A 25,269-nucleotide genomic window follows, 5' to 3' on the forward strand; every position below is an offset into this window, starting at 1 on the left:
GCCCAGGCCCACTGCCGCCAGCTCCTGTGGGCTGACGCGCCCGGCCCGCATCAGCCGGGAAGTGCGCGACCTGATGACGCTCGCGCTGCCGATCATGATCGGCCAACTGGCAACCACCGCGATGAGCTTTGTCGACGCGGTAATGGCCGGGCGCGTCAGCCCACAGGACCTGGCGGCAGTGGGCCTGGGCAATTCGATCTGGATCCCGGTGTACCTGCTGATGACCGGCACCCTGCTGGCCACCACGCCGAAGGTCGCCCAGCGTTACGGCGCAGGTCATTTCAATCAGATCGGGCCCCTGGTGCGTCAGTCATTGTGGCTGGCCGTGGTGGTCGGCCTCGCGGGGGCGCTGTTATTGCTGGGCGCCAAACCGGTGCTGCAGGCGATGAAGGTCGAGCCCGACCTGATCGAGCCTTCCATGGGCTACCTGCATGGCATCGCCGCCGGCATGCCGGCCATCGCGCTGTATTACGTGCTGCGCTGTTTCAGTGATGGCCTGGGCCGCACGCGGCCAAGCATGGTCATGGGCCTGTGCGGGCTGGCGCTGAACATTCCGCTGAACTACATCTTCATCTACGGCCACTTGGGTGTGCCGGCCATGGGTGGCGTGGGCTGCGGTTGGGCCACCGCCATTGCGATGTGGGTGATGATGCTCGGCCTGGCCGGCTGGACGCGTTTCGGTCCGGCGTACCAGAGCAGCGAGCTGTTCAAGCGTTTCGACTGGCCGCAATGGGCGGTGATCAAGCGCATTCTGGGGATTGGCCTGCCCATTGGCGTGGCGATCTTCGCCGAGTCGAGCATTTTTGCGGTGATTGCCCTGTTGCTCGGCAGCCTGGGCGCCACCGTGGTGTCCGGCCATCAGATCGCTCTTAACGTCAGCTCGCTGGTGTTCATGATCCCCTACTCGCTGAGCATGGCCGTCACCGTTCGCGTCGGCCAGGCCCTGGGGCGTGGCGAGCCGCGAGAGGCGCGCTTCGCCGCAGGGGTCGGCATGGGCACCGCGCTGGCGTATGCCTGCCTGTCCTGCAGCCTGATGCTGGTGTTTCGTGAGCAGATCGCGACGATCTACACCCCGGACCCGGTGGTTATCCACCTGGCGTCGACGCTGATTGTGTTTTCGGCGCTGTTCCAGTTCTCCGACTCGATCCAGGTCACCGCCGCGGGCGCATTGCGCGGCTACCAGGACACCCGGGTGACGATGGTGCTGACCTTGTTCGCCTATTGGGGCGTGGGGCTGCCGGTGGGTTACGCGCTGGGCCTGACCGACTGGCTCGGCGAACCCAGCGGCCCAAGCGGCCTGTGGCAAGGGCTGATCGTGGGCCTGAGCTGCGCAGCGGGGATGTTGCTGGTGCGCCTGGCGCGCAGTGCTCGCCGACGCATTCGTGCAGACAAGGCGCGGAGCCTGCATCCAACCTTGTGACAACACCGCTTACAGAAACTGTGGCAGTACCTGTGGCAGTACCTGTGGCAGTACCTGTGGCAGTACCTGTGGCAGTACCTGTGGCAGTACCTGTGGCAGTACCTGTGGCAGTACCTGTGGCGAGCGGGCTTGCCCGCGTTGGGTCGCGAAGCGGCCCCAAAAATGGGCCTGCTACGCAGTCCAACGCGGGCAAGCCCGCTCGCCACAGGTGCAGTGTTTCTTCAACAGATGCAGTGTTTCTTCCACAGGTGCAGTGTTTCTTCCACAGGTGAAGTGTTTCTTCTACAGCTGCGGTGTTCTTTCCACAATTGCGGTGCTTTTCCACAACCGCAGTGTTTTTTCCACGACTGCGGTGCTTTTCCACAACTGCAGTGTTTTTTCCACAACTGCGGTGTTTTTCCACCAGTGCGGTATTCAAAGACCTTAATCGGCTTTTTTGCGAATCCAGTACAGGTACGTACCGGCCTGCTCCTGCTGGTCCACCAATTCGTGGTCAAGGAACACACAGAACTTGGGGATATCGCGACGCGTGGACGGGTCGGTCGCGATCACCTTGAGCAAGCCGCCCGGCGGCAGGTCGCGGATGTGCTGGTGCAGCATCATCACCGGCTCGGGGCAGTTGAGGCCGGTGGCATCCAAGGTGCCGTCGACGGCGGTTTGGGACATATCGCTCATTGTCTACTCCTGAAACTGGCGGGCATTGTTGCCCAATTTCAATGCGCTCACCACCGTTCAGGTAATTTTGCCCGCCGGATCGTAATGCCACCACCAGGCAATGGCTGGAATGGGCAGCGGCTCGGTGCTGGTGTCGAAGGGCTCTGCTGCCGGCTCGCCCCCCTGCATGCAAATGGCGCCCCCCACACCATTGATGTAGCGAAACCTTGGCGTGATGCGGTGCCATTGCAGCACGCCACTGATGTAGGCATTCAAGCCCAGCAGGTACTCGCGCATCGCCGGCGATACCTGGCCGAGCATCGCCTCGTGCAGCCGCAGGTACAGGCCTTGCACGCGCTCACGCATCCGCACCGCGATCAGCAGAGCCTCCTGCGGCGGGCAGTCATACTGCCGGCCGATCACTTCAATCAGGTTATGACCCTTCTTGTTCTGGCGACGCAAAAGCTCTTTGGGCTGCGAAAAAATGTCGTTATCCCACACCGCGAATGTCGCAGCCATTTCAGTCAAGGCGACAATCCGCCGATCTGCCAGCGCGCGCTCGTCAAGGTCAAGCATCGGCACTGCATAACAAAAGAATGGAAACGTCACGCCACCACCGCCCATCAAGCGCTGGATCGCATAGTCGTTGAGCGACGGTTGTGCTGACACGGCTTTCCACATCTCCGCCATGAAATAAGTACGCATCAACGTGCTCAAGCGTGCGGCTTCCTTTTCCAGGCCCTGCTCCGCCAGGCGTCGCCGAATATCCCTGAGTGCCATGCCGTAGCGATCAGAGGGGTCCACTGCCACCTCCGGCGATTCCAGGATGCGCTGGATTCGGCTGCTGGCCTCGATCAGCAGCCGCGCGTCTTCGCTGGCGGGCCCCTCATCACAGATTTCGTCGTCGTAGGCGAATGTCCACATCATGTAGTCCGTCGCGATCTGCAACATAGCCTGCGGCCCTTGGGGATAAATCATCCCGCACAGCCGGCCGATTTCCATGGCACCGAGACGATCACGCTGCACCGGGTCGACGAACAGGCCCCACTGCTCGAGCCAGTCCAGACAGGGCTGCTCAATTTCCTCGGTGGCAGGATGTTGCCGCACTGGCAACGGGCAATAGATCGGTGCAATCGAGATCGGCTGCATGGCGACACCTTGCTTTGATCAACAAAGCCCTTAGAAAGCACGAAGCTGGCGATTTGCAAAAGGCCCGTTCGCCATAAAGACGCAGCCACGTATCGCCAACTTGTCTTTCACGCGCCGGCCGGCAGCTTGAAATTTCATCTGCATGTATCACTATAAAAAAGCGCAGGTCTCCTTTCAGAGCGCAGCCAAGGTTGAACATGAAGACATCACAGATATCGCCTCTGATATCTGTCCTGCGACATGACCTGCTTTCCTTCGTAGACGATCAGGGCTCCATTCGTCAGCACTGCAACAGCCGTGGCCTGGAGTCACAGCTGATGCTCGTGTTGCTGCGCCGCATGCAAATGTTGCCCCAAGTGCAAGGCAACCTTGCCAGGTTTCTGAATCGCTATAAAAAACGCCACGCCCTGAACGAACTGGAGCGGCACCTGGTCATGCCTTCTGCGGCTGATGCAACCCGCGCATCAGCGGTCGAACACTTCACCGCTGAGCGCAAGAAGTGGATGTTCAGCACCTATTTTGCGTTGATTCATGGCACGCCGTATTTATCCAAAAACCAGATTGTCGAACTTGAGTACCACCACCAGGCTTCCTGGGTATGCCTGACGATGTGTGCGATCAAAATCATCAATGCCTACGGCGCGAACGAGCCCCTGCTGATAAGCGATCAAGATCGTCACTTTTTGCTTGATCAACTTACCCACGGCAGCGCCACCCCTGTCTGGGAAGGGCATCTCTCGGCGCACCTGCTGGGCCTGTTGGCACTGCAGACCTTTGCCCCGGCCCACCCGCTGCTGATGAGCGGCACCCGTGTCATTCTCGCGTGGCGCAACCCCGATGGCGGGTTGCCGTTTATCACCCAAATGACGATCTACCTCACCGCATTCGCCGGGGTTGCGCTGAGCACGACCGGAAAGCGATCGCAGAAGGTGCGTCAGATGGCCGATTATCTTGCGGCAGAGCAAGCCTGGGACGGTGCGTGGCCCTATTCAGAGCACGTGCGGCAGACGGATATCGACAGCACCTGCCTGGCGCTCGAGTGCCTGCAACGTGTAGACCCTGCGCGCCACGCGCTGTCGCTGCAGCGCGGGCGCGACTACCTGGCGAGCATGGCCAACCCGGACGGGGGGTTCTCCACTTACCGTCGCAATCAGCCCTCTGAAGCCACCATGACCGCCAACGTGATCATTGCATTGGCGCCTGCCGGGCCCAAATACGCTGGCGTGCTGCGCTGCGCCCTGGCCTTCCTGGCGGCGGTGCAGCACGCCGACGGCACCTTTGAGCGCAGTTGGAGCCTGAGCGAGACATTTGCCATAGCCCGCGTGACCAGCGCCGTGCATCAAGCCGCGCGCTACGCCAAGGCGGACCTCGCCGAGACGGTGCAAGGCAAATCCATGGCCTACCTGCTTAGGGCGCAGAACAGGGATGGTGGCTGGGGCCAGGTGAGCGGGCAACGCAGTGATGTAATCAGCAGCGCCCATGCACTCAGCGCACTGTGCTGCCTGGACAACGCCCAGGCACTCAGGCGCGCAGTCGGTTACCTGAAACGCCAGGGTGGCAAACACGCACGTTTCCAGGCCCCTCCCGACCAGGCAGCACCGCGCCCGATTCCTTATCAATTTCCGGTGCTGGCGCAGATCTTTGTCTTGAATGCCCTTGGGGAGGTGGCGAAGACGGTTACTTACGCTTCTTGACATCCACCAGCCGACGCAAATGGCACGTCACTTCCTCGCGGTCGTGGTACAGCTGCTTGCAGCCGATCTCCACCCGAATACCGCGCGCCTTGAAGCCTTCCTCGATGCGCTCCAGCAGGCGCTTGACCTCGGCGTAGCGCTGCTTCATCGGCAACTTGAGGTTCACCACCGCCTCGCGGCAATGCCCTTCGCCGATCCAGGTTTCCAGCAGTGCGGCGTTGCGCGCCGGTTTCTCGACGATGTCGCAGACCATCCAGTCCACCGGCTGCTTGGGCACGAAGGTGAAGCCGTCGGCCATCAGGTGCTGCACCAGGCCGGTGTCCATCAGGCTTTCAGCCATGGGGCCGTTGTCGATGGCGGTCACCAGCATGCCCCGGTTGACCAGTTGCCAGGTCCAGCCGCCGGGGGCTGCGCCGAGGTCAACGCCGGTCATGTCGCCGTGCAGGCGCTCGTCCCACTGGTCGCGGGGGATAAAGTGGTGCCAGGCCTCCTCCAGCTTGAGGGTCGAGCGGCTGGGCGCGTCACGCGGGAATTTCAGGCGGGGGATGCCCATCGGCCACATCGCCGAGTTGTTCGACTCGGCCAGGCCCATGAACACTTCGCGGCCACTTTTGAACGTCAGCAACAGACGCGGCTTGCTCGGGTCGTCCACCAGCTTGCCCGCGTTGAGCAGGGCTTTGCGCAGGTGCACTTCGAATTTCTTGCAGAAGTTCGAGAGTTCCTTGCCATCGTTGGTGTCGACCATCTCCAGCCACAGGCTGCCGCACACCGGGAATTCGCGCAGGTGGGTGAGGATCACGCTGATGCGGTCGGTTTCCGGCAGGTCGATAAACACCCCGCGTGCCCACTGCCTTGGGAAGATCAGCTCGGCAAAGCGCTGGCCGTGCATCAGGCGCTGGGCACCGTCTTCTTCGGTGCAGACAAATTCGGCGCAGGCGCTGCCGGTCTTGGCCTTGGCGTAGCCGGAAACGTTCAGGCGCGCGGCATGTTCCGCGATTTCGGAACAGACTTCGCCTTCAAAACCCGGGCGGCAGTGCATAAAAAGGGTGTTCATCAATTCTCCTGGTGACTCAACCGGCATTGCGCTATCGCAATGCCTGTCATGAAAACGCGCGCATGATAGCCGAGTTCGGAACCTTGGACTTCACCCTAGAGTCCAGTTATTAGCCTGCTAATGAAAACAGGGCTAAGTTGATAGCTCTGTTCGTCCCGTCAGGTCCGTAGCCGTGCGGACCATAAGGAGTCGCGTCATGTCATCGCTTGATAGCCTGAGAACCCTTAAAACACTGCAAATCGACGACAAAACCTACCACTACTTCAGCTTGCCCCATGCCGCCGAGAGCCTGGGCAACCTGGATAAACTGCCGATGTCGCTCAAGGTGCTGCTGGAGAACCTGTTGCGCTGGGAAGACGGCAAGACCGTCACCGGAGCCGACCTCAAGGCCCTCGCCGCCTGGCTCAAAGAACGCCAGTCCGACCGTGAGATCCAATACCGCCCTGCCCGCGTATTGATGCAAGACTTTACCGGGGTGCCCGCCGTGGTCGACCTGGCCGCCATGCGCGCCGCCGTGGCCAAGGCCGGTGGCGACCCGCAGCGCATCAACCCGCTGTCCCCGGTGGACCTGGTGATCGACCACTCGGTGATGGTCGACAAGTTTGGCAACGCCGATGCGTTCGAGCAGAACGTGGACATCGAAATGCAGCGCAACGGCGAACGCTACGCCTTCCTGCGCTGGGGCCAGAGCGCCTTCGACAACTTCAGCGTGGTGCCTCCGGGTACCGGCATCTGCCACCAGGTCAACCTCGAGTACCTGGGCCGCACCGTGTGGACCAAGGACGAAGACGGCCGCACCTATGCCTTCCCCGACACGTTGGTGGGCACCGACTCCCACACCACCATGATCAACGGCCTGGGCGTGCTCGGCTGGGGCGTGGGCGGTATCGAAGCGGAAGCGGCGATGCTCGGCCAGCCGGTGTCGATGCTGATCCCGGAAGTGATCGGCTTCAAGCTCACCGGCAAATTGAAAGAAGGCATCACCGCCACCGACCTGGTGCTGACCGTGACCCAGATGCTGCGTAAAAAAGGCGTGGTAGGCAAATTCGTCGAGTTTTACGGCGACGGCCTGGCCGACCTGCCGCTGGCGGATCGCGCGACCATCGCCAACATGGCCCCGGAATATGGCGCCACCTGCGGCTTTTTCCCAGTGGATGACGTGACCCTTGACTACCTGCGCCTGTCCGGCCGGCCGACGGAAACCGTGAAGTTGGTCGAGGCTTACACCAAGGCCCAGGGCCTCTGGCGCAATGCGGGCCAGGAACCGGTGTTCACCGACAGCCTGGCCTTGGACATGAGCAGCGTCGAAGCCAGCCTCGCCGGGCCCAAGCGCCCGCAGGACCGCGTGGCCCTGCCGAATGTGGGCCAGGCCTTCAGCGACTTCCTCGACCTGCAATTCAAACCCACCAACAAGGAAGAAGGCCGCCTGGAAAGCGAAGGCGGCGGCGGGGTTGCCGTGGGCAACGCTGACTTGGTGGGCGAGACCGACTACGAGTACGACGGCCACACCTATCGCCTGAAAAACGGCGCCGTGGTGATCGCTGCGATCACGTCCTGCACCAACACCTCCAACCCCAGCGTGATGATGGCGGCCGGGTTGGTGGCGAAAAAAGCCGTGAAAAAAGGCCTGACGCGCAAACCCTGGGTGAAAACCTCGCTGGCGCCCGGCTCCAAAGTGGTCACCGACTACTACAAGGCGGCGGGCCTCACCCAGTACCTGGACGCGCTTGGCTTCGACCTCGTGGGGTATGGCTGCACCACGTGCATCGGCAACTCCGGGCCGTTGCCCGAACCGATCGAAAAAGCCATCCAGAAGGCCGACCTTGCCGTGGCGTCGGTGCTCTCCGGCAACCGCAACTTCGAAGGCCGCGTGCACCCGCTGGTGAAAACCAACTGGCTGGCCTCGCCGCCCCTCGTGGTTGCCTACGCCTTGGCGGGCACGGTGCGTATCGACATCAGCAGCGAGCCGCTGGGTAACGACCAGGACGGCAAGCCGGTGTACCTCAAGGACATCTGGCCGAGCAGCCAGGAAATCGCCGACGCCGTGGCCCAAGTCAGCACCAGCATGTTCCACAAGGAATACGCCGAGGTATTCGCCGGCGATGAACAGTGGCAGGCCATTGAAGTGCCGCAGGCCGCGACGTATGTGTGGCAGGAAGATTCCACCTATATCCAGCACCCGCCGTTCTTCGATGACATTGCCGGGCCGCTGCCGGTGATCAAGGACGTTCAGGACGCCAACGTGCTGGCCTTGCTGGGGGATTCGGTGACCACCGACCACATCTCCCCCGCCGGCAACATCAAGGCCGACAGCCCGGCCGGTCGTTACCTGCGCGAAAAAGGCGTGGAGCCGCGCGACTTCAACTCTTACGGCTCACGCCGCGGCAACCATGAAGTGATGATGCGCGGCACCTTTGCCAACATCCGTATCCGCAATGAAATGCTCGGCGGCGAAGAAGGCGGCAATACGCTCTACATCCCGACCGGCGAGAAAATGCCGATCTACGACGCGGCGATGAAGTACCAGGCGTCGGGCACGCCGCTGGTGGTGATTGCGGGCCAGGAATACGGCACCGGCTCCAGCCGCGACTGGGCAGCCAAGGGCACCAACCTGCTGGGCGTCAAGGCGGTGATCGCCGAGAGCTTCGAGCGCATCCACCGCTCCAACCTGGTGGGCATGGGCGTGTTGCCGCTGCAGTTCAAACTGGATCAGAACCGCAAGGCGCTCAAGCTGACTGGCAAGGAGAAGATCGACATTCTCGGGCTGACCAACGTGGAAATCGTGCCGCGCATGAACCTGACGCTGGTGATTACACGGGAGGATGGCAGCAGCGAGAAGGTCGAGGTGCTGTGCCGGATCGATACATTGAATGAGGTGGAGTACTTCAAATCCGGCGGCATTCTGCACTACGTACTGCGCCAACTGATCGCGTCCTGACAAACGCTGAAAATCAAATGTGGGAGGGGGCTTGCTCCCGATAGCAGTGGATCAGCCAATACATACAGTGACTGAAACACCGCTATCGGGGGCAAGCCCCCTCCCACATTTTTGAGCGTGTTTCTAATTAACCAAACAACCACTTCCACAGCAGCACCAGCACCAGCACCGCCAACACCGGCCGCGCAATGCGGTATGCCTTGGGGTGCTTGCGCTTCCACTGCTTGACCTGGCCACTGAACTTGTCGCTGAAGGTCTTGCTCCAGGCATACGCCTGGTTGATCCCGCCTACGCGTTCGTCGTCGAGGTTCTGCGGGGCTGTGGCACGGCCCAGTTGCTTGCTGACCCAGCGGTTGACGCGGGTCATCACGCGGTTGCTCAGCGGGCGCTCGATGTCGCAGAACAGGATCACGCGGGTCTGCTCGGTTTCGTTCTTGACCCAGTGCACGTAGGTTTCGTCGAACATCACGTCTTCACCGTCACGCCAGGCGTAGACCTGGCCATCGACGAAGATGCGGCAGTCGTCGGAGTTCGGCGTGGACAAGCCCAGGTGATAACGCAGGGAGCCGGCGAACGGGTCGCGGTGCGGGTTGAGGTGGCTGCCGCCCGGCAACAGCGCGAACATCGCACCCTTGACGTTGGGAATGCTGCTCACCAGCGCCACGGTTTTCGGGCACAGGGCCTCGGCCGATGGCAGGGGTTTGTCGTACCACTTGAGGTAAAAACGCTTCCAACCCTTCTTGAAGAACGAACCGAAACCGGCGTCGTTGTTCTTTTCAGCGGCGCGAATGTAACCCTCGTCGAACAGGTGCATGGCCTCTTCGCGAATCACTTCCCAGTTGTCCTTGAGCACATCCAGTTCCGGGAATTTGCTGCGGTCCAGGTAGGGTTTGGATGGGACCGCCGAAAACAGGTACATCAAAGCGTTATACGGGGCGAACAGCGCCGAATGGTTGACGAACTGGCGCAACATCGGCAAACGGGCCTTGCCGCGCAGGTGCACATACAGCGTGCTGCCGATAAACAACAGCAACACCGACAGCTTGGCGGCCAAAGAAAAGGTCATGCAGCAACTCCTGGAAATAAGCGCCTGGCCAACAGCAGACGTAGCAGTCGGCCATGATAAACATTTGGGCCAGTATGCAGAAGGCCCGAGCTGACCGGCTGACACAAATCAAACATTACAGCGTGGCGACAGGCTTGCTGTGGCGAGCGGTGTTGTTGTGGCGAGCGGGCTTGTGTGGCGAGCGGGCTTGCCCGCGTTGGGGCGCGAAGCGGCCCTCAAACCAGGCACCGTGGTCAGTCTGGAAAAATGCGGTGGGGCTATTGGGGCTGCTGCGCAGCCCAACGCGGGCAAGCCCGCTCGCCACATGAAAGCCTGCTTGCCACATGCAAGCGCGCCTGGCAGATGAAAGCCCGCTTGGCACGTTGAGCGCGCTTGCCACGGAAGGGATTACGCCTGGGTTTCCTGTTCGGTAAACAGATCGCTGAAGAGCATGCTCGACAGGTAGCGTTCACCGGAGTCCGGCAGGATCACCACGAGGGTCTTGCCCTGCATTTCCGGCTTCTCGGCCAGGCGTACGGCCACGGCCATCGCCGCACCGCAGGAGATACCGCACAGGATGCCTTCTTCCTGCATCAGGCGCAGGGCCATCGCCTTGGATTCGTCATCGGTCACCAGCTCCACGCGGTCGACCATCGACAGGTCGAGGTTTTTCGGCACGAAACCGGCGCCGATGCCCTGGATCTTGTGCGGGCTGGGCTTGATCTCTTCACCGGCCAGCGCCTGGGTGATCACCGGCGATACGCTGGGCTCGACGGCCACCGACAGAATCGGCTTGCCCGCAATGTTCTTGATGTAGCGCGACACCCCGGTAATGGTCCCGCCGGTGCCCACGCCCGCCACCAGCACATCCACGGCGCCATCGGTGTCGTTCCAGATTTCCGGGCCGGTGGTCTTCTCGTGGATTGCCGGGTTGGCCGGGTTTTCGAACTGGGCCGGCATAAAGTAGGTGGACGGGTCGCTGGCAACGATTTCGCCGGCTTTGTCGATGGCGCCTTTCATGCCTTTGGCCGGCTCGGTCAACACCAGCTCGGCGCCAAGGGCCTTGAGCACCTTGCGTCGCTCGATGCTCATGGACGCCGGCATGGTCAGCAGCAGCTTGTAGCCACGGGCGGCGGCGACAAACGCCAGGCCGATGCCGGTATTGCCCGAGGTCGGCTCGACGATGGTCATGCCGGGCTTGAGGGCACCGGTGCTTTCCGCATCCCAGATCATGTTCGCACCGATACGGCACTTCACCGAGTAGCCCGGGTTACGCCCTTCGATCTTGGCCAGGATGGTCACGCCACGCGGGGCGATGCGGTTGATCTGCACCAGGGGCGTGTTACCGATGGAGTGCGCGTTGTCTGCAAAAATGCGGCTCATGACGGGTCCTTTAGGCAATTTCAAGAAGGCCACAAGGGTATGCCTCGGGGTGCAAAGCGTCCAGTCAGAGGAACGTTGCGCGCATTGCCGGAGTCCATCCCCTACCTGCAAGGAGAACTGCCCGATGAAACGTCGTTACAGCTGGCCACTATGGACCGTCGCCGGACTCGTGGTGGTGCTGGTTGCCATCAACCTCGCCCTGCCCTACCTGGTGCGCAATTACTTGAATGACAAACTCGCCGACATGGGCGACTACCGCGGCCAGGTCAGCGATGTGGACTTGGCCCTGTGGCGCGGCGCCTACCGAATCAACGGCCTGCAGATCATCAAGGTCGACGGCAAGGTGCCAGTACCGTTCGTCAAGGCGCCACTGATCGACCTGGCGGTAAGTTGGCATTCGTTGTGGTACGACCATGCCGTGGTGGCCAAGGTGCTGTTCATCAACCCTGAGGTGAACTTCGTCGACGGCGGCGCCAACAAGCAGGCTTCCCAGACCGGTAAGGGCACTGACTGGCGCGAGCAACTGAGCAAACTGGCGCCGATCACGCTTGATGAAGTGCGCATTCAGGAGGGCAAGATCGCCTTCCACAACTTCAGCTCCAAGCCCCCGGTGAACATCAACGCCACCTCGGTGAATGCCAGCTTCTACAACCTGACCAATGTGGTCGATGTCGAAGGCAAGCGCGATGCACGCTTTGACGGCAAAGCCCTGTTGCAAGGCCAGGCGCCGCTGGAAGCCACCGCCACCTTCGACCCACTGAGCAATTTCGAGAACTTTGAGTTCCGCTTTCGCGCCAAGGACTTGCAACTCAAACGCATGAACGATTTTGCCTCAGCCTATGGCAAGTTCGATTTCAAGGCCGGCACCGGCGACGTGGTGATCGAAGCCCAGGCCGAAAAAGGCCAATTGACCGGCTATATCAAGCCATTGCTGCGCGATGTCGAAGTGTTCGATTGGAAGCAGGACGTGGAAAACAAAGACAAGAACATCTTCCGTTCGATCTGGGAGGCCGTGGTCGGCGCCAGCGAGACGGTGCTGAAAAACCAGGCCAAAAACCAGTTCGCCACCCGCGTCGAACTCAGTGGCAGCGTGCATCAGCAAAATGTCAGCGCGTTCTCGGCGTTTTTGGCGATTTTGCGTAACGGGTTCATCCAGGCGTTCAACGCCCGTTACGAGCAACCCAAGCCCAGCGCAGATTAAAAAATGTGGGAGGGGGCTTGCCCCCGATGGCAGTGGGCCCGTGAAAAATTTACCAACTGACACTCCCTTATCGGGGGCAAGCCCCCTCCCACATTGGATATGGCGACTTCCTGACTGGCCATTCAGAGACTGAATAACCCGTCTGCGTTCACAGTCGCCGGGGCTGCGCGGTATAGTCCGGGCATTGATGAATCCGAGGAATGACCGATGAAGTTCGAAGGCACCCAGGCCTATGTGGCTACCGATGACCTGAAACTGGCCGTCAACGCCGCCATCACCCTGGAGCGGCCATTGCTGGTCAAGGGCGAGCCCGGTACCGGCAAAACCATGCTCGCCGAGCAACTGGCCGAATCCTTTGGCGCCAAGCTGATCACCTGGCACATCAAGTCCACCACCAAGGCGCATCAGGGCCTTTACGAATATGACGCAGTGAGCCGTCTGCGCGACTCGCAGTTGGGCGTGGACAAAGTGCACGACGTGCGCAATTACCTCAAGAAGGGCAAGCTCTGGGAAGCGTTCGAGTCCGAAGAGCGGGTGATCCTGCTGATCGATGAAATCGACAAGGCCGACATCGAGTTCCCCAACGACCTGCTGCAAGAACTCGACAAGATGGAGTTCTACGTCTACGAAATCGACGAGACCATCAAGGCCAAGAAGCGCCCGATCATCATCATTACCTCCAACAACGAGAAAGAGCTGCCGGACGCGTTCCTGCGCCGCTGCTTCTTCCATTACATCGCCTTCCCCGACCGCACCACCCTGCAAAAGATCGTCGATGTGCACTACCCGGACATCAAGAAGGACCTGGTCAGCGAAGCGCTGGACGTATTCTTCGACGTGCGCAAGGTACCGGGCCTGAAGAAAAAGCCCTCCACCTCCGAACTGGTCGACTGGCTCAAATTGCTGATGGCCGACAATATCGGCGAAGCCGTGCTGCGCGAACGCGACCCGACCAAGGCCATCCCGCCTCTGGCCGGCGCCCTGGTGAAGAACGAGCAAGATGTACAACTGCTGGAACGGCTGGCATTCATGAGCCGTCGCGGTAATCGCTGATGCTGCTCAACCTGTTCAATGAAATGCGCGCTGCCAAGGTGCCGGTGTCGCTGCGCGAGCTGCTTGACCTGATCAACGCGCTGAAACAGCGCGTGACCTTCGCCGACATGGACGAGTTTTACTACTTGGCCCGGGCGATCCTGGTCAAGGACGAACGGCATTTCGACAAGTTCGATCGCGCGTTCGGCGCCTACTTCAACGGCCTGGAAAAACTCGACGACCATCTGCAGGCGCTGATCCCTGAAGAGTGGCTGCGCAAGGAGTTCGAACGCTCGCTGAGCGATGAAGAGCGCGCGCAGATCCAGTCCCTCGGCGGCCTCGACAAGCTGATCGAAGAGTTCAAGAAGCGCCTGGAAGAACAGAAGGAACGCCACGCCGGCGGCAACAAGTGGATAGGCACCGGCGGCACCAGCCCGTTCGGTTCCGGCGGCTACAACCCCGAAGGCATTCGCGTCGGCGACGCCGGCAAGCGCCAGGGCAAGGCCGTGAAGGTCTGGGACCAGCGCGAGTACAAGAACCTCGACGATCAGGTGGAACTGGGCACACGCACTATCAAGATTGCCCTGCGCCGCCTGCGCAAGTTCGCGCGCCAGGGTGCGGCAGAAGAGCTGGATATCGACGGCACCATCGACCACACCGCGCGCGACGCCGGGCTGCTGAATATCCAGATGCGCCCGGAGCGGCGCAACACCATCAAGTTGCTATTGCTGTTTGATATCGGCGGCTCGATGGACGCCCACGTGAAGATCTGCGAAGAATTGTTCTCGGCCTGCAAGACCGAGTTCAAGCATCTTGAATATTTCTACTTCCACAACTTCGTGTATGAGTCGGTGTGGAAGAACAACCAGCGCCGCACCTCGGAACGCACCTCGACCCAGGATTTGCTGCACAAATACGGCGCCGATTACAAAGTGATCTTTATTGGCGATGCGTCGATGGCGCCGTATGAAATCACCCAGGCCGGCGGCAGTGTTGAGCACTGGAACGAGGAGCCGGGGTATGTGTGGATGCAGCGTTTTATGGCCAAGTACAAAAAGTTGATTTGGATTAACCCGTATCCCAAGGACACGTGGGGGTATACAGCCTCGACCAATATCGTTCGGGAATTGATCGAGGACCAGATGTACCCGCTAACCTTGCAGGGCCTGGAGGAAGGGATGCGGTTTTTGTCCAAATAAGCGCCCAGTATTGCTCAGCACTTTTTGCGTGGACGCGGTACTGGCGGATTCGGTGGACAAGGGACTGGCGGCTTACGCGGTTTTTTCGAAGGCTTGCATGTAGGTGCATCATGCCAGTCGAAGACTAGAAAGTTTCGAGTAAAACGACGGACCAACTCTGTGTCAACAATGTTGGACTTACCGTCGTTATTCACATCCCAACTAATGGGCGTACCCGCACCGGAGCCGTCGCCATTGGTGTAGAACGCCGCCGTGTAGACAATGGTTTCATCACGAGGAGCGCCCTCGCCCTCATGAAAGTGCAGGCGCACGGTATCGGGTATGCCGTTGGCATCGAAGTCTTCGGCAAAAATCTTCAGGTATTTAACGAAGGGCGCATCCAGGCTGAACCAATTGAACTCGATGAATTGCTGCGCGAATTCAAGCGCCATCACTTCATCCAGCCTGTCGGCGACGCCGTTGTTATTGACGTCGTCGGCCAGGCTCCAGTCAAGTTTGCCGTCATTATTGATATCGAAGAGGGTGGCTTTTAAAACAACAGGCTGCGCAAGAGCCTCATCGTGAAAGTCCAGATAAACCACATCAGGTTTATTGCTGTCGTAGACGTCGTGAGCACGCAAGATCAAGAAACGCATAGAAAGAACCGGTAAAGGAAGAAGACAACAGGCTCCCATTTGTACGCGTTGACGTCGATTCACCAACCCCGCCAGAAGCCGTCAGTCAATTCCGACTTCTCTGAAGCGCCGGCGGGGAAATTCGCATCAGCGATGCCGAGTTCCTACAACTTCAGCGAAACCGCTGCACATACTGAATGTGTTGACGGTGCGCAGTCTCTTGCACCACCGGCACCAATCGAACCTTTTCCCCCGGCAGACACTGCGCCAGACGCGCCAACGCCAACGGCGTCAGCGCGCCCAAACGCGGGTAACCACCAATGGTCTGCCGATCATTGAGCAGCACAATCGGCTGCCCATCCGGCGGCACCTGGATCGCTCCCAACGGAATCCCTTCAGAAATCAACGACGGCCCCTGGTACTGCAATGGCGTGCCCAACAGGCGCATACCCATGCGGTCGGCGCGGCTGTCGAGAGCCCATTCGGTGTTGAAGGCATCGAACAAGCTTTGCCCGCTGAACTGGCCGATTTGTGCACCGACAATTACGTCCAGTGATGCTGCGGATTGCAACCCTGGGTCAGCCAGCACTTTCATCGCCCCGCCCGTACCGGAATACGCCAACCGCCCGCCTTCAGCCAGCACCTTGCCGAAACCATTAAGCCCGCCCAGCTCCTCACGTACCACCGTGGCGCAACTGCCCAACACCTGCGGCGCATCAAACCCGCCCGGTGCCGCCAGGTAAGCCCGCGCACCGCTGAACGGTTGGGTAAAGCGCAAACGCTGGCCCTTTTGCAGGATAAAACTGCGACCGGGGCTGATGGCGCGTTCGTCGATGTAGGCGCCCAGGTCCGCACCGGCAAGGGCCAGCAGGCAGTAGTCCTCGGCTTGCACGGTAAAGCCGCCCAAGGTGATTTCCACCACCGGCGCATCGAGCGCATTGCCCAGCAGCCAGTTGGCCCAGGACATCGACACCCAATCCAGCGCGCCGCCCTGGGTCACGCCCAGGTGGCGCACGCCAAAACGACCGGCGTCCTGCAACAGGCAGAGCGGCGTGCTGGCCTCGATCAACAAGCGGCTCATGCCTGCGCCTCCAACGGCGTGTCATCGCCACCCAGTTTGATGAATTCGGCGTGATCAACCGCTTCGAAGCGCACCGTGTCGCCCGGCTGCATCAGGCTGTAGCCGTCGCGCTCGCGGTCGAACAGCTTGGCCGGGGTACGGCCGATCAGGTTCCAGCCACCGGGGGAGACCACCGGGTAGGCCGCGGTTTGTCGCTCGGCGATACCAACGCTGCCCGCCGCCACGCGTTTGCGCGGGGTGTTGAGGCGTGGCGTGGCGAGGCTTTCATCCACCAGCCCCATAAAGGCGAACCCCGGGGCGAAGCCGAGGGCGAATACCTGGTATTCGTGGGCGCTGTGGCGGCGGATCACGTCGTCGACGGCCAGGCCGCTGCGCTGGCTGAGCAGGCTCAATTCGGGGCCGACGCTCAGGTCGTACCACACCGGCAGCACGTGGCGCTGGCCGCTGCCCTGGGCCTGGGGATGCAGGTCGGTCAGGGCCTGGTCGATGCGTTCGCGCGCCTGGGCCGGGCTCAACGCGCAGAGGTCGTAATGCACCATCAGCGTGGTGTAGGACGGCACCAGGTCCACCAGCGCGGCGCCAAATGCGTCGCGCAAGCGTTGGGTGGCGGCGAGCATCCACGGCATATTGGCTTCGGCAATCACGTCGAACAGACGCACCATCAGCGCGTCGATGGCCACCACTTCAATACGCGGCCTCATGCTGGCTTCAATGCCTCGCGGATGCGCTGTACAGCGGCAATCGAGCTGGCGTTGTCGCCGTGCACGCACAGGGTGTTGGCCTGCAGGACCAAGGCGCTGCCGTCGCTGGCGGTCAGGGCTTCACCACGGGAAATGGTCAGGGCTTGCTGCACGATAATCTCTGAATCATGGTGCACGGCGCCGGGCAACTGGCGCGAAACCAAATGGCCCTGAGGGTCATAGGCGCGGTCGGCGAAAGCTTCGAACCACAGGGTCACGCCATATTCGTCGCCCAATGCCTGCGCCACGCTATTGTCGCGGGTGGCCAGCAGCATCAGCGGCAGGTCGCCATAGGCGGCGATGGCCTGGATCACCGCACGCAACTGCGCTGGGTTGGCCATCATGTCGTTGTACATCGCACCGTGGGGTTTGACGTAGCTGACTCGCCCGCCCTGGGCGCGGCAGATGCCGTCGAGGGCACCGATCTGGTAGTGCAACAGGTCCTGGATCTCTGCAGGTGTGTAGGCCATGGAACGGCGGCCGAAGCCTTGCAGGTCCTGGTACGCCGGGTGCGCGCCCACTTGCACGCCGTGCTTGAGCGCCAGGCTGACGGTCTTGCGCATGATGCTCGGGTCGCCGGCATGAAAGCCGCAGGCCACGTTGGCGCAATCAATGAACGGCATGACCTCGGCGTCCAGGCCCAGGGTCCAGTTGCCAAAGCTTTCGCCGATATCGCAATTCAGTAATAGGCGGCTCACGCGGGTCGCTCCTGTAGGCTTTGTTTTTTTGTAGTGTGGGATTTTTAACGCAGAACTCGCAACTTGTCCTGACACCCCAACGGCGCTTATCGTGGAATAGCTCGATTTTTGGCGCTGGCCCGGTGCGGCGTCCAACTAATAAAAACCGATCCATGCATAAGAAAAAGTTGATCCCATGAATTTGAAGTTCCTCGAAACCTTCGTCTGGGTGGCCAAGCTCAAGAGTTTTCGCCTGACCGCCGAGAAGCTGTTTACTACCCAGGCCTCGATCTCCAGCCGCATCGCCGTGCTGGAAAGCGAGCTGGGGGTGAAGCTGTTTCTGCGTGATTCACGGGGCGTGAGCCTGACCCCGGAAGGCCTCAAGGTGCTCGATTATGCCGAGCAGATGATGGTGACCATGCAGGGCTTGAAGCAGTCCCTGGAGACCACCAGCAGCAAGGTCGGGCGCATCCGGATCGGCGCCATGGACACGGTGATCCACACCTGGCTGAGCCCCTTGGTCGCAGAACTGATGGACCAATTCCCGCGGGTAGAAATCGAATTGGTCGCCGATACCGCGCTGAACCTCAGCGATCAGCTGCAAAAAGGCTTCCTCGACCTGATCCTGCAAACCGACCTGCTGCGCCTCGAAACCGTGCGCAGCCTGGAACTGGCCAGCCACCCCATGGCCTGGATCGTCGCCAGCCACTCGATCTATAACCGCGACTACGCGTCCCTCGCCGAACTGGCCCAGGAGCGCATCATCACCTACTCGAAAAACTCCCACCCGCACCAGGACGTGCTGAGCCTGATGCAAGCCAACGGCGTGGCTGCGCCACGCATGAACTGCGTGAATTCGGTGTCGGCGATCACCCGTTTGCTGCGCGATGGCTTTGGCATCGGCGCGCTGCCTCCGGTGCTGGTCAGCGAAGAGTTGGCGCGCGGGGAATTGGTGATGCTGCCGATGGCGCAGAAACTGCCGAACTTGCAGGTGGTGGTATCGTGGCGCGTGGGGGTGGAATTGGTGGAGGAGATCGTCGGGCTGTGCCAGACCGTGGTGGCGCGGTATGCCGAGGAAGTCGGTGAAGAGCGGATGGTGCTGAGCACCTGAAGAAACCGGATTAAACATGTGGGAGGGGCGGTGCGACGATTCGACTTGCCCTCGATGGCAGTGTGTCAGTCAACAAATCAGTGACAGATACACCGCTATCGGGGGCAAGTCGAGTCGTCGCACCGCCCCTCCCACATTTGACCTCGTTGGGCGTTAGAGGCCTTTGAGGTCGCGCTCTTCGATCGGCCGGCTCTGGCGCAGGCGCTTGCCGCCCAGCACTACCCAGTCGATCAGCCGGAACAGGCACTCCAGGCCGAATGACAGCAGCATCGCCCCGCCCAACCCCCAGCCCATCGCCTCGGGCGTCAGCAGGATCTGGTAGCTGTAGCCGTTCCAGGTTTCCAGGCGGATATCCGGGTCGGCCGCCACCGCCACTTGCAGGGCACGGATGTACCACGGGCCTTGCATGGCCTGGAACTGCTTATCCAATGCCACCTGGCGATCCAGCATGGCGCCCAGGCTGTTGGCGTCGCTCTGGAACACCGGGTCGTCGCTGGCGCGGTAGTGCGCCACCAGCGCCTGCAGGTCGCCGTTGAAGAACTGCCGAGCGGTGGTTTCAAACCCGCTCAGCCCGGTCTGGGCCTCGATCAGGTGGGCTTCGACACGCTTGGCGTAGTCATTGATGAACCCCGGCACTTGTACGCCGACCAACAGGCCAATGGCAAACAGCACCAACCGCAGATAACTGAGCAACATGGTCACTATCCTTACTCGGTAACGCCCTGGCTGACGCATTCACCGCGTCGCCACAGGCTCCATTGGCCCGGTTCGTAGCGGGTCCAGTTTTCGTTGTCGGTCAAGGGTTCGGTGGCGATCACCGTCACCACATCATTGGGCGTGGTTTCGGCCTGAAAATCGACGATCACGTCGACATCTTTAAGGCGCGCAGGACCAAACGGTGCGCGGCGGGTAATCTGCGCCAACTTGGTCGAACAGTAGCAAAACAGCCAGTCGCCATCGCTGAGCAGGCAGTTGAAAACACCTTTGCTGCGGTATTCGGCGCACGCGGCGATCAGGTCCGGCAGCATCTGTTCGATGTCCACCGGCTCCGGGAAGGCTTCGCGCACGCGGTTGAGCAGGTCGCAGAAGGCCGCTTCGCTGTCGGTATCGCCGACCGGGCGATAGAAGGTGGCGCGCGGGTTGAAGTCTGCCAACTGGCCGTTGTGCGCAAAGCACCAGTTGCGTCCCCACAATTCGCGCACGAACGGGTGGGTATTGGCCAAGCTGACCTTGCCGACGTTGGCCTGGCGGATATGGCCGATGACCACTTCGCTTTTGATCGGGTAACGCTGCACCAGCAGCGCGACTTCCGATTCGCTGCTGGCAGCCGGGTCCTGGAACAGGCGCAGGCCGCGCCCTTCATAGAACGCGATGCCCCAACCGTCACGGTGGGGGCCGGTACGCCCACCGCGCTGCATCAGCCCGGTAAAGCTGAACACGATATCGGTGGGGACGTTGGCACTCATGCCCAATAATTCACACATGCCAGGGCTCTCGCTGCAACGTTAAAGGCGCGGTTCGACCCGCATGCCACTGACCGGCGCCGGACGGCGCAAGGGCTCATCATCGTCAGCAGGCTCAGCGGCCAGGGCAGCGTCGACAGCGGCCTTGCGCTCACGGCGAGCATTGGCGGCGCGCTCGATGGGCCAGCGGATCAACACGATGACGAGGTACACGCCAAACGCGATCATCGCGTACATGACCAGATCGGAAATGGCCCGCCAGGCGTTATTGCCGACCTTGAGCACCAGGTCCAGCGCGGTGATGGCCACGGCCGGCGCGAACTGGGTCTTGACCGGGTCAACCACGGTCGGGCTGAACAGCAGCACGGCCATCAGCAGCTGCAGCGGCTCGCGCAGCCAGCGCCAGATCCAGCGCGTCATGCGCCACCACACCAACAGGCAGCCCAAAGCGGCAAAGGCGTAAAGGCCCCAAGCGGTCAGATAGTCGTTCTCGGTCATGGTGTCCATGGCAAGGCTGGCAAAGAGGCGGCTATGATAACGGCTTTTGCGTGTCGCGGCTGCAATGCCTGCCACCGTCCGCCAGACAGAGAGTGATCCATGCCGTCATCTAACGCCCCGATTGCCCGCAAAGCCCCAGGCCAGGACCCGTATGCCTGGCTGCAAGCGCGTGACAGCACAGAAGTCCTCGATTACCTCAAGGCCGAAAACGCTTGGCAGGAGACCCAGCTCGCCGACCAGCAGGCACTGCGCGAAAACCTGTTCGAGGAGATCAAGGGGCGCATCCTCGAAACCGACCTGTCGCTGCCCTCCCCCTGGGGCCCGTACCTGTATTACACCCGCACCACCGCCGGTGACGAGTACGCCCGCCACTACCGCTGCCGGCGCCCGGCCGACGACAGCAACCAGGTGGATGACAGCAGCGAAGAGCTGCTGCTGGACCCCAACGTGCTGGCCAATGGCGGCTTCTTCTCCCTCGGCGCGTTCAGCATCAGCCCCGACCACCAGCGCCTGGCCTACAGCCTCGACACCAATGGCGAAGAAATCTACACCCTGTTCGTGAAGGAACTGGCCACCGGCAAGGTCAGTGAACTGGAGTTCCAGGACTGCGACGGCAGCATGACGTGGGCCAATGACAGCCTGACCCTTTTCTTCGGCGAACTCGACGACACCCACCGCCCACACAAACTCTATCGCTACCGCCTGGACGGCACGGCGGCGCAGGAAGTGTTCCACGAGCCCGACGGGCGTTTCTTCCTGCATTGCTACCGTTCCAGCTCCGAGCGCCAGTTGCTGTTGGCCCTGGGCAGCAAGACCACCAGCGAAATCTGGGCGCTGGATGCCAACCAGCCGCATCTTGACTTCACCTGCCTGGCGCCACGGGTCGAGCACCATGAATACGATGTCGACCACGGCCAGTTGAATGGCGCGTGGACCTGGTTTATCCGCAGCAACCGCGATGGCATCAACTACGCCCTGTTCGTGGCCACCGACATTGGCGACGTGCCGACCGAGGATGAGTGGCAGAACCTGATCCCCCACAGCGACGAGGTGATGCTCGACGGCGTGAGCCTGAACGCCGGCGCCATGACCTTGAGCCTGCGCATCGGCGGCCTGCCAGTGATCGACGTGCACCCCGAGGGCATGCCGGCCTATCGTGTGGAACTGCCCGACGCCGCCTACAGCCTTTACGTACAGAACAGCCTGGAATTTGCCAGCGATAAAATCCGCCTGCGTTATGAAGCACTGAACCGTCCGGCCCAGGTGCGCCAGCTTGAGTTGGCCACCGGCACGCAGCTGGTGCTCAAGGAAACCCCGGTACTGGGCGCGTTCAACGCCGACGACTATGTCAGCCAGCGCCTGTGGGCCACCTCCGCTGACGGCACCCAAGTGCCGATCAGCCTGGTGGTCAAGCGCGACCAGCTCGGCAAGCCTGTGCCTCTATACCTGTATGGCTACGGCGCTTACGGCCAGAGCCTTGACCCATGGTTCTCGCATGCGCGCCTGAGCCTGCTCGACCGTGGCGTGGCGTTCGCCATTGCGCACGTGCGCGGCGGCGGCGAGCTGGGCGAAGCCTGGTACCGCAACGGCAAGCAGGAGCACAAGCAGAACACCTTCAGCGACTTTATCGCCTGCGCCGAACACCTTATTGCGCAAGGCCTGACCACCTCCAAGCAACTGGCGATCAGCGGCGGCAGTGCCGGCGGCCTGTTGATCGGTGCGGTGCTCAACCAGCGTCCGGCGCTGTTCCAGGCGGCGATTGCCGAAGTGCCGTTTGTCGACGTGCTCAACACCATGCTCGACCCGGAGCTGCCGCTGACCATCACCGAGTACGACGAATGGGGCAACCCCCAAGAGCCTGAGGTGTACGAGCGCATCAGGGCCTACGCGCCGTACGAAAATGTGAGCGCCCAGGCCTACCCGCACCTGCTGGTGATCGCTGGCTACAACGACAGCCGTGTGCAGTATTGGGAAGCGGCCAAATGGGTGGCCAAGTTGCGCGACACCAAGACCGACGACAACCTGCTGCTGCTCAAGACCGAGCTGGGGGCCGGCCACGGTGGGATGAGCGGTCGTTACCAGGGATTACGTGACGTAGCGCTCGAATATGCATTTGTGTTCAAGGCGCTGGGCCTGGTTTAAGGAACTTAGTACGGCGGCCCTGTCTGAACACAGGACCGCCTACCTGTTTGATGGACCAAGACTGCAGCTATGCCACTACCGACTCTGATGAATAACGAAATCCGCGACATGCTGATGGATTGCGGCTTGTTCGACCCGTTGTTGCCGGAAGATTTTCATGTGGCCGCGGGCTACTTCAATATCAGCAGCATTGCCCGCGATGAGGTGATCTTTGGCGAGGGCGATGCGGGCACTTTCATGTGCATCATCCACAGCGGCCAGGTGGCGGTGCAAAAAACCAACCACGACGGCCAGCGCCTGACCATCGCCACCCTGCGCAGTGGCCGGGCCTTTGGTGAAATGGCGGTGCTCGACGGTGAGCGGCGCTCGGCCAGTTGTGTGGCCGCCAGCGATTGCGTGCTGCTGAACCTGGGCAAGGACTCCCTGGAAAAGATGCTCAACGAAACCCCGAGGGTGGCCGCGAAGATCATCCGCGCGATCGCCATCGCCCTGTCCAAGCGCCTGCGCATGGCCGATGGGCAACTACTCAATCAACCGTTCTAGCCGCCGGGCGTCTTGGGTTTGCTGTCGTTCTGCAGCAGGCCCGGCACCGTCTGGTCTTTGGGCGGCGTCGGCAGCACGATGGGCACCAGCGGTGGCGATCCGTTCGTCTTGGGCACGGCAGGTGGCGTGACTTGCGGGTACAGCGTCGGCGTCGGCGTGCCCGGTGCGCCTGGGGTGGGGGCCGGCGCAACCGGTACGGTTTGCAACTCCTGAGCCTGCGCCGCACCCAATGTGAGCGCGCCGAGCACAATGACCGTTAGAATGCTGCACTTCATCGATGGCTCCATGGCCTGACCGGAATGTCGTAAGGCTACTCCCAACCGCGCAAGAATGCCCTTCCCAATGAGATTTCCATGAAACGTTTCATTCTGCTGGACACCACCCCGATCCCCGACAACGGCGGTGCCTTGTGCCTGTTCGAATACGGTGAGGATTTTGTCATCAAGATCCAGGGCGGCGACGGCGGCCAGTTGATGAACACGCGCATGCACGGTTCCGAAGACGCCCTGGCGGAAATCCCCTGCCGCAAAGTCGCTGGCCGCCCCGGTTCGCGGGTGTTGATTGGCGGGTTGGGCATGGGCTTTACCCTGGCCTCGGCGCTCAAGCACTTGGGCAAGACCGCCGAGGTGGTGGTCGCCGAGCTGGTGCCCGGCGTCGTCGAATGGAACCGTGGGCCGCTGGGCGAAAAATCCGGACGACCCTTGCTGGACCCGCGCACGGTGATCCGCATGGAGGACGTGGCCAAGGTGTTGCAGGCCGAGCCCCAGGGCTTCGACGCGATCATGCTGGATGTCGACAACGGCCCCGAAGGCCTCACGCAAAAGGCCAACAGCTGGCTCTACTCGGCCGGTGGCCTGGCCGCCTGCGCCAAGGCCCTGCGGCCCAAGGGCGTGCTGGCGGTGTGGTCCGCCAGCGCCGACAAGCTGTTCAGCGACAAACTGCGCAAGGCCGGTTTCAAGGCTGAGGAAGTGCAGGTGTTTGCCCATGGCAACAAAGGCACCCGGCACACCATCTGGATTGCGGAAAAGCTCAAGGGCTAATTGCGCCGCGATTGGCTAGAATCAACCGTATCCGTGAACCACCCCAGGACAGGAGCCATGATGAGCTCGACCAACCCGCCCTCCCACACCGCCAAGCTGGACCGCATCCTTGCCGATGCCCAGCGCGACCGGGAAATGGGCTACCGCGACAAAGCCCTGAAAATGTACCCGCATGTCTGCGGCCGCTGCGCCCGTGAATTCGCCGGCAAACGCTTGAGCGAACTCACCGTTCACCACCGCAACCACAACCATGATGACAACCCCCAGGACGGTTCCAACTGGGAGTTGCTGTGCCTGTACTGCCACGACAACGAGCACTCGCGCTACACCGACCAGCAGTACTTCGGCGAAGGCTCAACCAGCAGCCCGACGATTGCCAAGGCCACGCACAACCCGTTTGCGGCGCTGGCGGGGTTGATGAAGAAAGACGACTGACATTGCTGTGGCAATGTGAGCGCGTGTGATTACAGGGCTTGTGTGGCAAGTGAGCTTCTGTGGTTGCAGGGATTCTGTGGCGAGCGGGCTTGCCCGCGTTGGGGCGCGAAGCGGCCCTAAAACCATTCACCGCATATTTTTCTGAAAATATGAGGT

Annotated in this window: 24 protein-coding genes; 11 read left to right on the forward strand and 13 right to left on the reverse strand. The window is 61.4% G+C overall.

Annotation, left to right across the window (positions count from 1 at the left end; translation table 11 throughout):
* The first annotated feature begins 31 nt into the window (after nt 1-31).
* On the forward strand, nt 32-1,420 hold the full coding sequence (locus GIW02_RS22140) for an MATE family efflux transporter (protein ID WP_236422074.1): 1,389 nt from the start codon (nt 32-34) through the stop codon (nt 1,418-1,420).
* 423 nt (nt 1,421-1,843) lie between these two features.
* Here the strand turns inward: GIW02_RS22140 and tusA are convergent, their stop codons facing one another.
* Both tusA and GIW02_RS22150 read right to left on the reverse strand, forming a co-directional pair.
* Nucleotides 1,844-2,095: a sulfurtransferase TusA gene (tusA, locus tag GIW02_RS22145; protein WP_236418671.1), complete on the reverse strand. Its 252-nt coding sequence runs from the start codon at nt 2,093-2,095 to the stop codon at nt 1,844-1,846.
* Between the two features lie 57 nt (nt 2,096-2,152).
* The gene (locus GIW02_RS22150) at nt 2,153-3,223 is read right to left on the reverse strand and encodes a terpene synthase family protein (RefSeq protein WP_236418672.1); all 1,071 of its coding nucleotides are present in this window, start codon (nt 3,221-3,223) and stop codon (nt 2,153-2,155) included.
* Nucleotides 3,224-3,540: 317 nt separating this feature from the next.
* Between GIW02_RS22150 and GIW02_RS22155 the strand changes: the two genes are divergently transcribed.
* On the forward strand, nt 3,541-4,917 hold the full coding sequence (locus GIW02_RS22155; RefSeq protein ID WP_236418673.1) for a prenyltransferase/squalene oxidase repeat-containing protein: 1,377 nt from the start codon (nt 3,541-3,543) through the stop codon (nt 4,915-4,917).
* Here the strand turns inward: GIW02_RS22155 and rlmM are convergent.
* On the reverse strand, nt 4,901-5,971 hold the full coding sequence (gene rlmM / locus GIW02_RS22160) for a 23S rRNA (cytidine(2498)-2'-O)-methyltransferase RlmM (RefSeq protein ID WP_236418674.1): 1,071 nt from the start codon (nt 5,969-5,971) through the stop codon (nt 4,901-4,903). The two genes, GIW02_RS22155 and rlmM, sit on opposite strands and share 17 nt — an antisense overlap.
* A 196-nt stretch (nt 5,972-6,167) precedes the next feature.
* Between rlmM and acnA the strand changes: the two genes are divergently transcribed.
* Nucleotides 6,168-8,909: an aconitate hydratase AcnA gene (gene acnA, locus GIW02_RS22165; RefSeq protein ID WP_236418676.1), complete on the forward strand. Its 2,742-nt coding sequence runs from the start codon at nt 6,168-6,170 to the stop codon at nt 8,907-8,909.
* A 127-nt stretch (nt 8,910-9,036) separates the two neighbouring features.
* On the opposite strand, the gene GIW02_RS22170 is transcribed toward acnA, so the two are convergent.
* Both GIW02_RS22170 and cysK read right to left on the reverse strand, forming a co-directional pair.
* A complete protein-coding gene (locus GIW02_RS22170) occupies nt 9,037-9,975 on the reverse strand; it encodes an aspartyl/asparaginyl beta-hydroxylase domain-containing protein (protein ID WP_236418678.1) in 939 nt (312 codons plus the stop codon).
* A gap of 387 nt (nt 9,976-10,362) precedes the next feature.
* Complete coding sequence (gene cysK / locus GIW02_RS22175) at nt 10,363-11,337, reverse strand: cysteine synthase A (protein WP_236422072.1); 975 nt, start codon at nt 11,335-11,337, stop codon at nt 10,363-10,365.
* 124 nt (nt 11,338-11,461) lie between these two features.
* Here cysK and GIW02_RS22180 point away from each other — a divergent pair, with 124 nt between their 5' ends.
* The 3 genes from GIW02_RS22180 (at nt 11,462) to GIW02_RS22190 (ending at nt 14,769) form a co-directional block, all read left to right on the forward strand.
* Entirely contained in the window at nt 11,462-12,538 is a 1,077-nt protein-coding gene (locus GIW02_RS22180; RefSeq protein WP_236418900.1) for a DUF748 domain-containing protein, read from the forward strand.
* Between the two features lie 207 nt (nt 12,539-12,745).
* Nucleotides 12,746-13,591 (forward strand): AAA family ATPase, encoded by an 846-nt coding sequence (locus GIW02_RS22185; RefSeq protein WP_003210690.1) that lies wholly within the window; start codon nt 12,746-12,748, stop codon nt 13,589-13,591.
* The gene (locus tag GIW02_RS22190; protein WP_236418897.1) at nt 13,591-14,769 is read left to right on the forward strand and encodes a vWA domain-containing protein; all 1,179 of its coding nucleotides are present in this window, start codon (nt 13,591-13,593) and stop codon (nt 14,767-14,769) included. Before GIW02_RS22185 ends, GIW02_RS22190 begins: the two co-directional genes overlap by 1 nt.
* A 14-nt stretch (nt 14,770-14,783) precedes the next feature.
* Here GIW02_RS22190 and GIW02_RS22195 read toward each other — a convergent pair whose 3' ends face one another.
* From GIW02_RS22195 to GIW02_RS22210, 4 genes are all read right to left on the reverse strand, one after another.
* Nucleotides 14,784-15,404, reverse strand: coding sequence for a hypothetical protein (locus GIW02_RS22195; RefSeq protein ID WP_236418895.1), 621 nt, complete (start codon nt 15,402-15,404; stop codon nt 14,784-14,786).
* Nucleotides 15,405-15,555: 151 nt separating this feature from the next.
* Nucleotides 15,556-16,464, reverse strand: coding sequence for a 5-oxoprolinase subunit C family protein (locus tag GIW02_RS22200; RefSeq protein ID WP_236418893.1), 909 nt, complete (start codon nt 16,462-16,464; stop codon nt 15,556-15,558).
* On the reverse strand, nt 16,461-17,165 hold the full coding sequence (gene pxpB / locus GIW02_RS22205; RefSeq protein WP_236418891.1) for a 5-oxoprolinase subunit PxpB: 705 nt from the start codon (nt 17,163-17,165) through the stop codon (nt 16,461-16,463). The genes GIW02_RS22200 and pxpB overlap by 4 nt, the downstream gene beginning before the upstream one ends.
* Nucleotides 17,162-17,902, reverse strand: coding sequence for a 5-oxoprolinase subunit PxpA (locus GIW02_RS22210; protein ID WP_236418889.1), 741 nt, complete (start codon nt 17,900-17,902; stop codon nt 17,162-17,164). Before GIW02_RS22210 ends, pxpB begins: the two co-directional genes overlap by 4 nt.
* A gap of 175 nt (nt 17,903-18,077) precedes the next feature.
* On the opposite strand from GIW02_RS22210, the gene GIW02_RS22215 reads away from it, so the two are divergent.
* Nucleotides 18,078-18,992, forward strand: coding sequence for a LysR family transcriptional regulator (locus GIW02_RS22215; protein ID WP_236418887.1), 915 nt, complete (start codon nt 18,078-18,080; stop codon nt 18,990-18,992).
* Nucleotides 18,993-19,145: 153 nt separating this feature from the next.
* Here the strand turns inward: GIW02_RS22215 and GIW02_RS22220 are convergent, their stop codons facing one another.
* Genes GIW02_RS22220 through GIW02_RS22230 form a run of 3 tightly spaced genes read right to left on the reverse strand, consistent with a single transcriptional unit; the run spans nt 19,146 to nt 21,028 of the window.
* Nucleotides 19,146-19,688 carry a DUF2937 family protein gene (locus GIW02_RS22220; RefSeq protein WP_236422073.1) on the reverse strand — a complete coding sequence of 181 codons (543 nt, stop codon included), beginning with the start codon at nt 19,686-19,688 and terminating at the stop codon, nt 19,146-19,148.
* Between the two features lie 11 nt (nt 19,689-19,699).
* A complete protein-coding gene (locus tag GIW02_RS22225) occupies nt 19,700-20,476 on the reverse strand; it encodes a class II glutamine amidotransferase (protein ID WP_122542814.1) in 777 nt (258 codons plus the stop codon).
* 21 nt (nt 20,477-20,497) lie between these two features.
* Entirely contained in the window at nt 20,498-21,028 is a 531-nt protein-coding gene (locus GIW02_RS22230) for an MFS transporter (protein ID WP_236419352.1), read from the reverse strand.
* Nucleotides 21,029-21,052: 24 nt separating this feature from the next.
* Here GIW02_RS22230 and GIW02_RS22235 point away from each other — a divergent pair, with 24 nt between their 5' ends.
* Nucleotides 21,053-23,095 (forward strand): S9 family peptidase, encoded by a 2,043-nt coding sequence (locus tag GIW02_RS22235; RefSeq protein ID WP_236419354.1) that lies wholly within the window; start codon nt 21,053-21,055, stop codon nt 23,093-23,095.
* 69 nt (nt 23,096-23,164) lie between these two features.
* Entirely contained in the window at nt 23,165-23,638 is a 474-nt protein-coding gene (locus tag GIW02_RS22240; RefSeq protein ID WP_236419355.1) for a cyclic nucleotide-binding domain-containing protein, read from the forward strand.
* Here GIW02_RS22240 and GIW02_RS22245 read toward each other — a convergent pair.
* On the reverse strand, nt 23,635-23,913 hold the full coding sequence (locus tag GIW02_RS22245; protein ID WP_236419356.1) for a hypothetical protein: 279 nt from the start codon (nt 23,911-23,913) through the stop codon (nt 23,635-23,637). The genes GIW02_RS22240 and GIW02_RS22245 overlap by 4 nt on opposite strands.
* Nucleotides 23,914-23,991: 78 nt before the next feature.
* Between GIW02_RS22245 and GIW02_RS22250 the strand changes: the two genes are divergently transcribed.
* Nucleotides 23,992-24,678 (forward strand): spermine/spermidine synthase domain-containing protein, encoded by a 687-nt coding sequence (locus GIW02_RS22250; RefSeq protein WP_236419357.1) that lies wholly within the window; start codon nt 23,992-23,994, stop codon nt 24,676-24,678.
* A 60-nt stretch (nt 24,679-24,738) separates the two neighbouring features.
* Nucleotides 24,739-25,113, forward strand: a complete 375-nt coding sequence (locus GIW02_RS22255; RefSeq protein ID WP_003210675.1) for a YajD family HNH nuclease — start codon at nt 24,739-24,741, stop codon at nt 25,111-25,113.
* Nucleotides 25,114-25,269: the final 156 nt, after the last annotated feature.

This window comes from Pseudomonas syringae, assembly GCF_021606685.1.
GTDB classification, from domain to species: domain Bacteria; phylum Pseudomonadota; class Gammaproteobacteria; order Pseudomonadales; family Pseudomonadaceae; genus Aquipseudomonas; species Aquipseudomonas syringae_R.

What these genes read in the sequence shown, in the direction of transcription:
- tusA (WP_236418671.1), bottom strand. Translation starts at nt 2,095, where the DNA reads ATGAGCGATATGTCCCAAACCGCCGTCGACGGCACCTTGGATGCCACC.
- GIW02_RS22150 (WP_236418672.1), bottom strand. Translation starts at nt 3,223, where the DNA reads ATGCAGCCGATCTCGATTGCACCGATCTATTGCCCGTTGCCAGTGCGG.
- GIW02_RS22155 (WP_236418673.1), top strand. Translation starts at nt 3,541, where the DNA reads ATGCTCGTGTTGCTGCGCCGCATGCAAATGTTGCCCCAAGTGCAAGGC.
- rlmM (WP_236418674.1), bottom strand. Translation starts at nt 5,971, where the DNA reads ATGAACACCCTTTTTATGCACTGCCGCCCGGGTTTTGAAGGCGAAGTC.
- acnA (WP_236418676.1), top strand. Translation starts at nt 6,168, where the DNA reads ATGTCATCGCTTGATAGCCTGAGAACCCTTAAAACACTGCAAATCGAC.
- GIW02_RS22170 (WP_236418678.1), bottom strand. Translation starts at nt 9,975, where the DNA reads ATGACCTTTTCTTTGGCCGCCAAGCTGTCGGTGTTGCTGTTGTTTATC.
- cysK (WP_236422072.1), bottom strand. Translation starts at nt 11,337, where the DNA reads ATGAGCCGCATTTTTGCAGACAACGCGCACTCCATCGGTAACACGCCC.
- GIW02_RS22180 (WP_236418900.1), top strand. Translation starts at nt 11,462, where the DNA reads ATGAAACGTCGTTACAGCTGGCCACTATGGACCGTCGCCGGACTCGTG.
- GIW02_RS22185 (WP_003210690.1), top strand. Translation starts at nt 12,746, where the DNA reads ATGAAGTTCGAAGGCACCCAGGCCTATGTGGCTACCGATGACCTGAAA.
- GIW02_RS22190 (WP_236418897.1), top strand. Translation starts at nt 13,591, where the DNA reads ATGCTGCTCAACCTGTTCAATGAAATGCGCGCTGCCAAGGTGCCGGTG.
- GIW02_RS22195 (WP_236418895.1), bottom strand. Translation starts at nt 15,404, where the DNA reads ATGCGTTTCTTGATCTTGCGTGCTCACGACGTCTACGACAGCAATAAA.
- GIW02_RS22200 (WP_236418893.1), bottom strand. Translation starts at nt 16,464, where the DNA reads ATGAGCCGCTTGTTGATCGAGGCCAGCACGCCGCTCTGCCTGTTGCAG.
- pxpB (WP_236418891.1), bottom strand. Translation starts at nt 17,165, where the DNA reads ATGAGGCCGCGTATTGAAGTGGTGGCCATCGACGCGCTGATGGTGCGT.
- GIW02_RS22215 (WP_236418887.1), top strand. Translation starts at nt 18,078, where the DNA reads ATGAATTTGAAGTTCCTCGAAACCTTCGTCTGGGTGGCCAAGCTCAAG.
- GIW02_RS22220 (WP_236422073.1), bottom strand. Translation starts at nt 19,688, where the DNA reads ATGTTGCTCAGTTATCTGCGGTTGGTGCTGTTTGCCATTGGCCTGTTG.
- GIW02_RS22225 (WP_122542814.1), bottom strand. Translation starts at nt 20,476, where the DNA reads ATGTGTGAATTATTGGGCATGAGTGCCAACGTCCCCACCGATATCGTG.
- GIW02_RS22235 (WP_236419354.1), top strand. Translation starts at nt 21,053, where the DNA reads ATGCCGTCATCTAACGCCCCGATTGCCCGCAAAGCCCCAGGCCAGGAC.
- GIW02_RS22240 (WP_236419355.1), top strand. Translation starts at nt 23,165, where the DNA reads ATGCCACTACCGACTCTGATGAATAACGAAATCCGCGACATGCTGATG.
- GIW02_RS22245 (WP_236419356.1), bottom strand. Translation starts at nt 23,913, where the DNA reads ATGAAGTGCAGCATTCTAACGGTCATTGTGCTCGGCGCGCTCACATTG.
- GIW02_RS22250 (WP_236419357.1), top strand. Translation starts at nt 23,992, where the DNA reads ATGAAACGTTTCATTCTGCTGGACACCACCCCGATCCCCGACAACGGC.
- GIW02_RS22255 (WP_003210675.1), top strand. Translation starts at nt 24,739, where the DNA reads ATGAGCTCGACCAACCCGCCCTCCCACACCGCCAAGCTGGACCGCATC.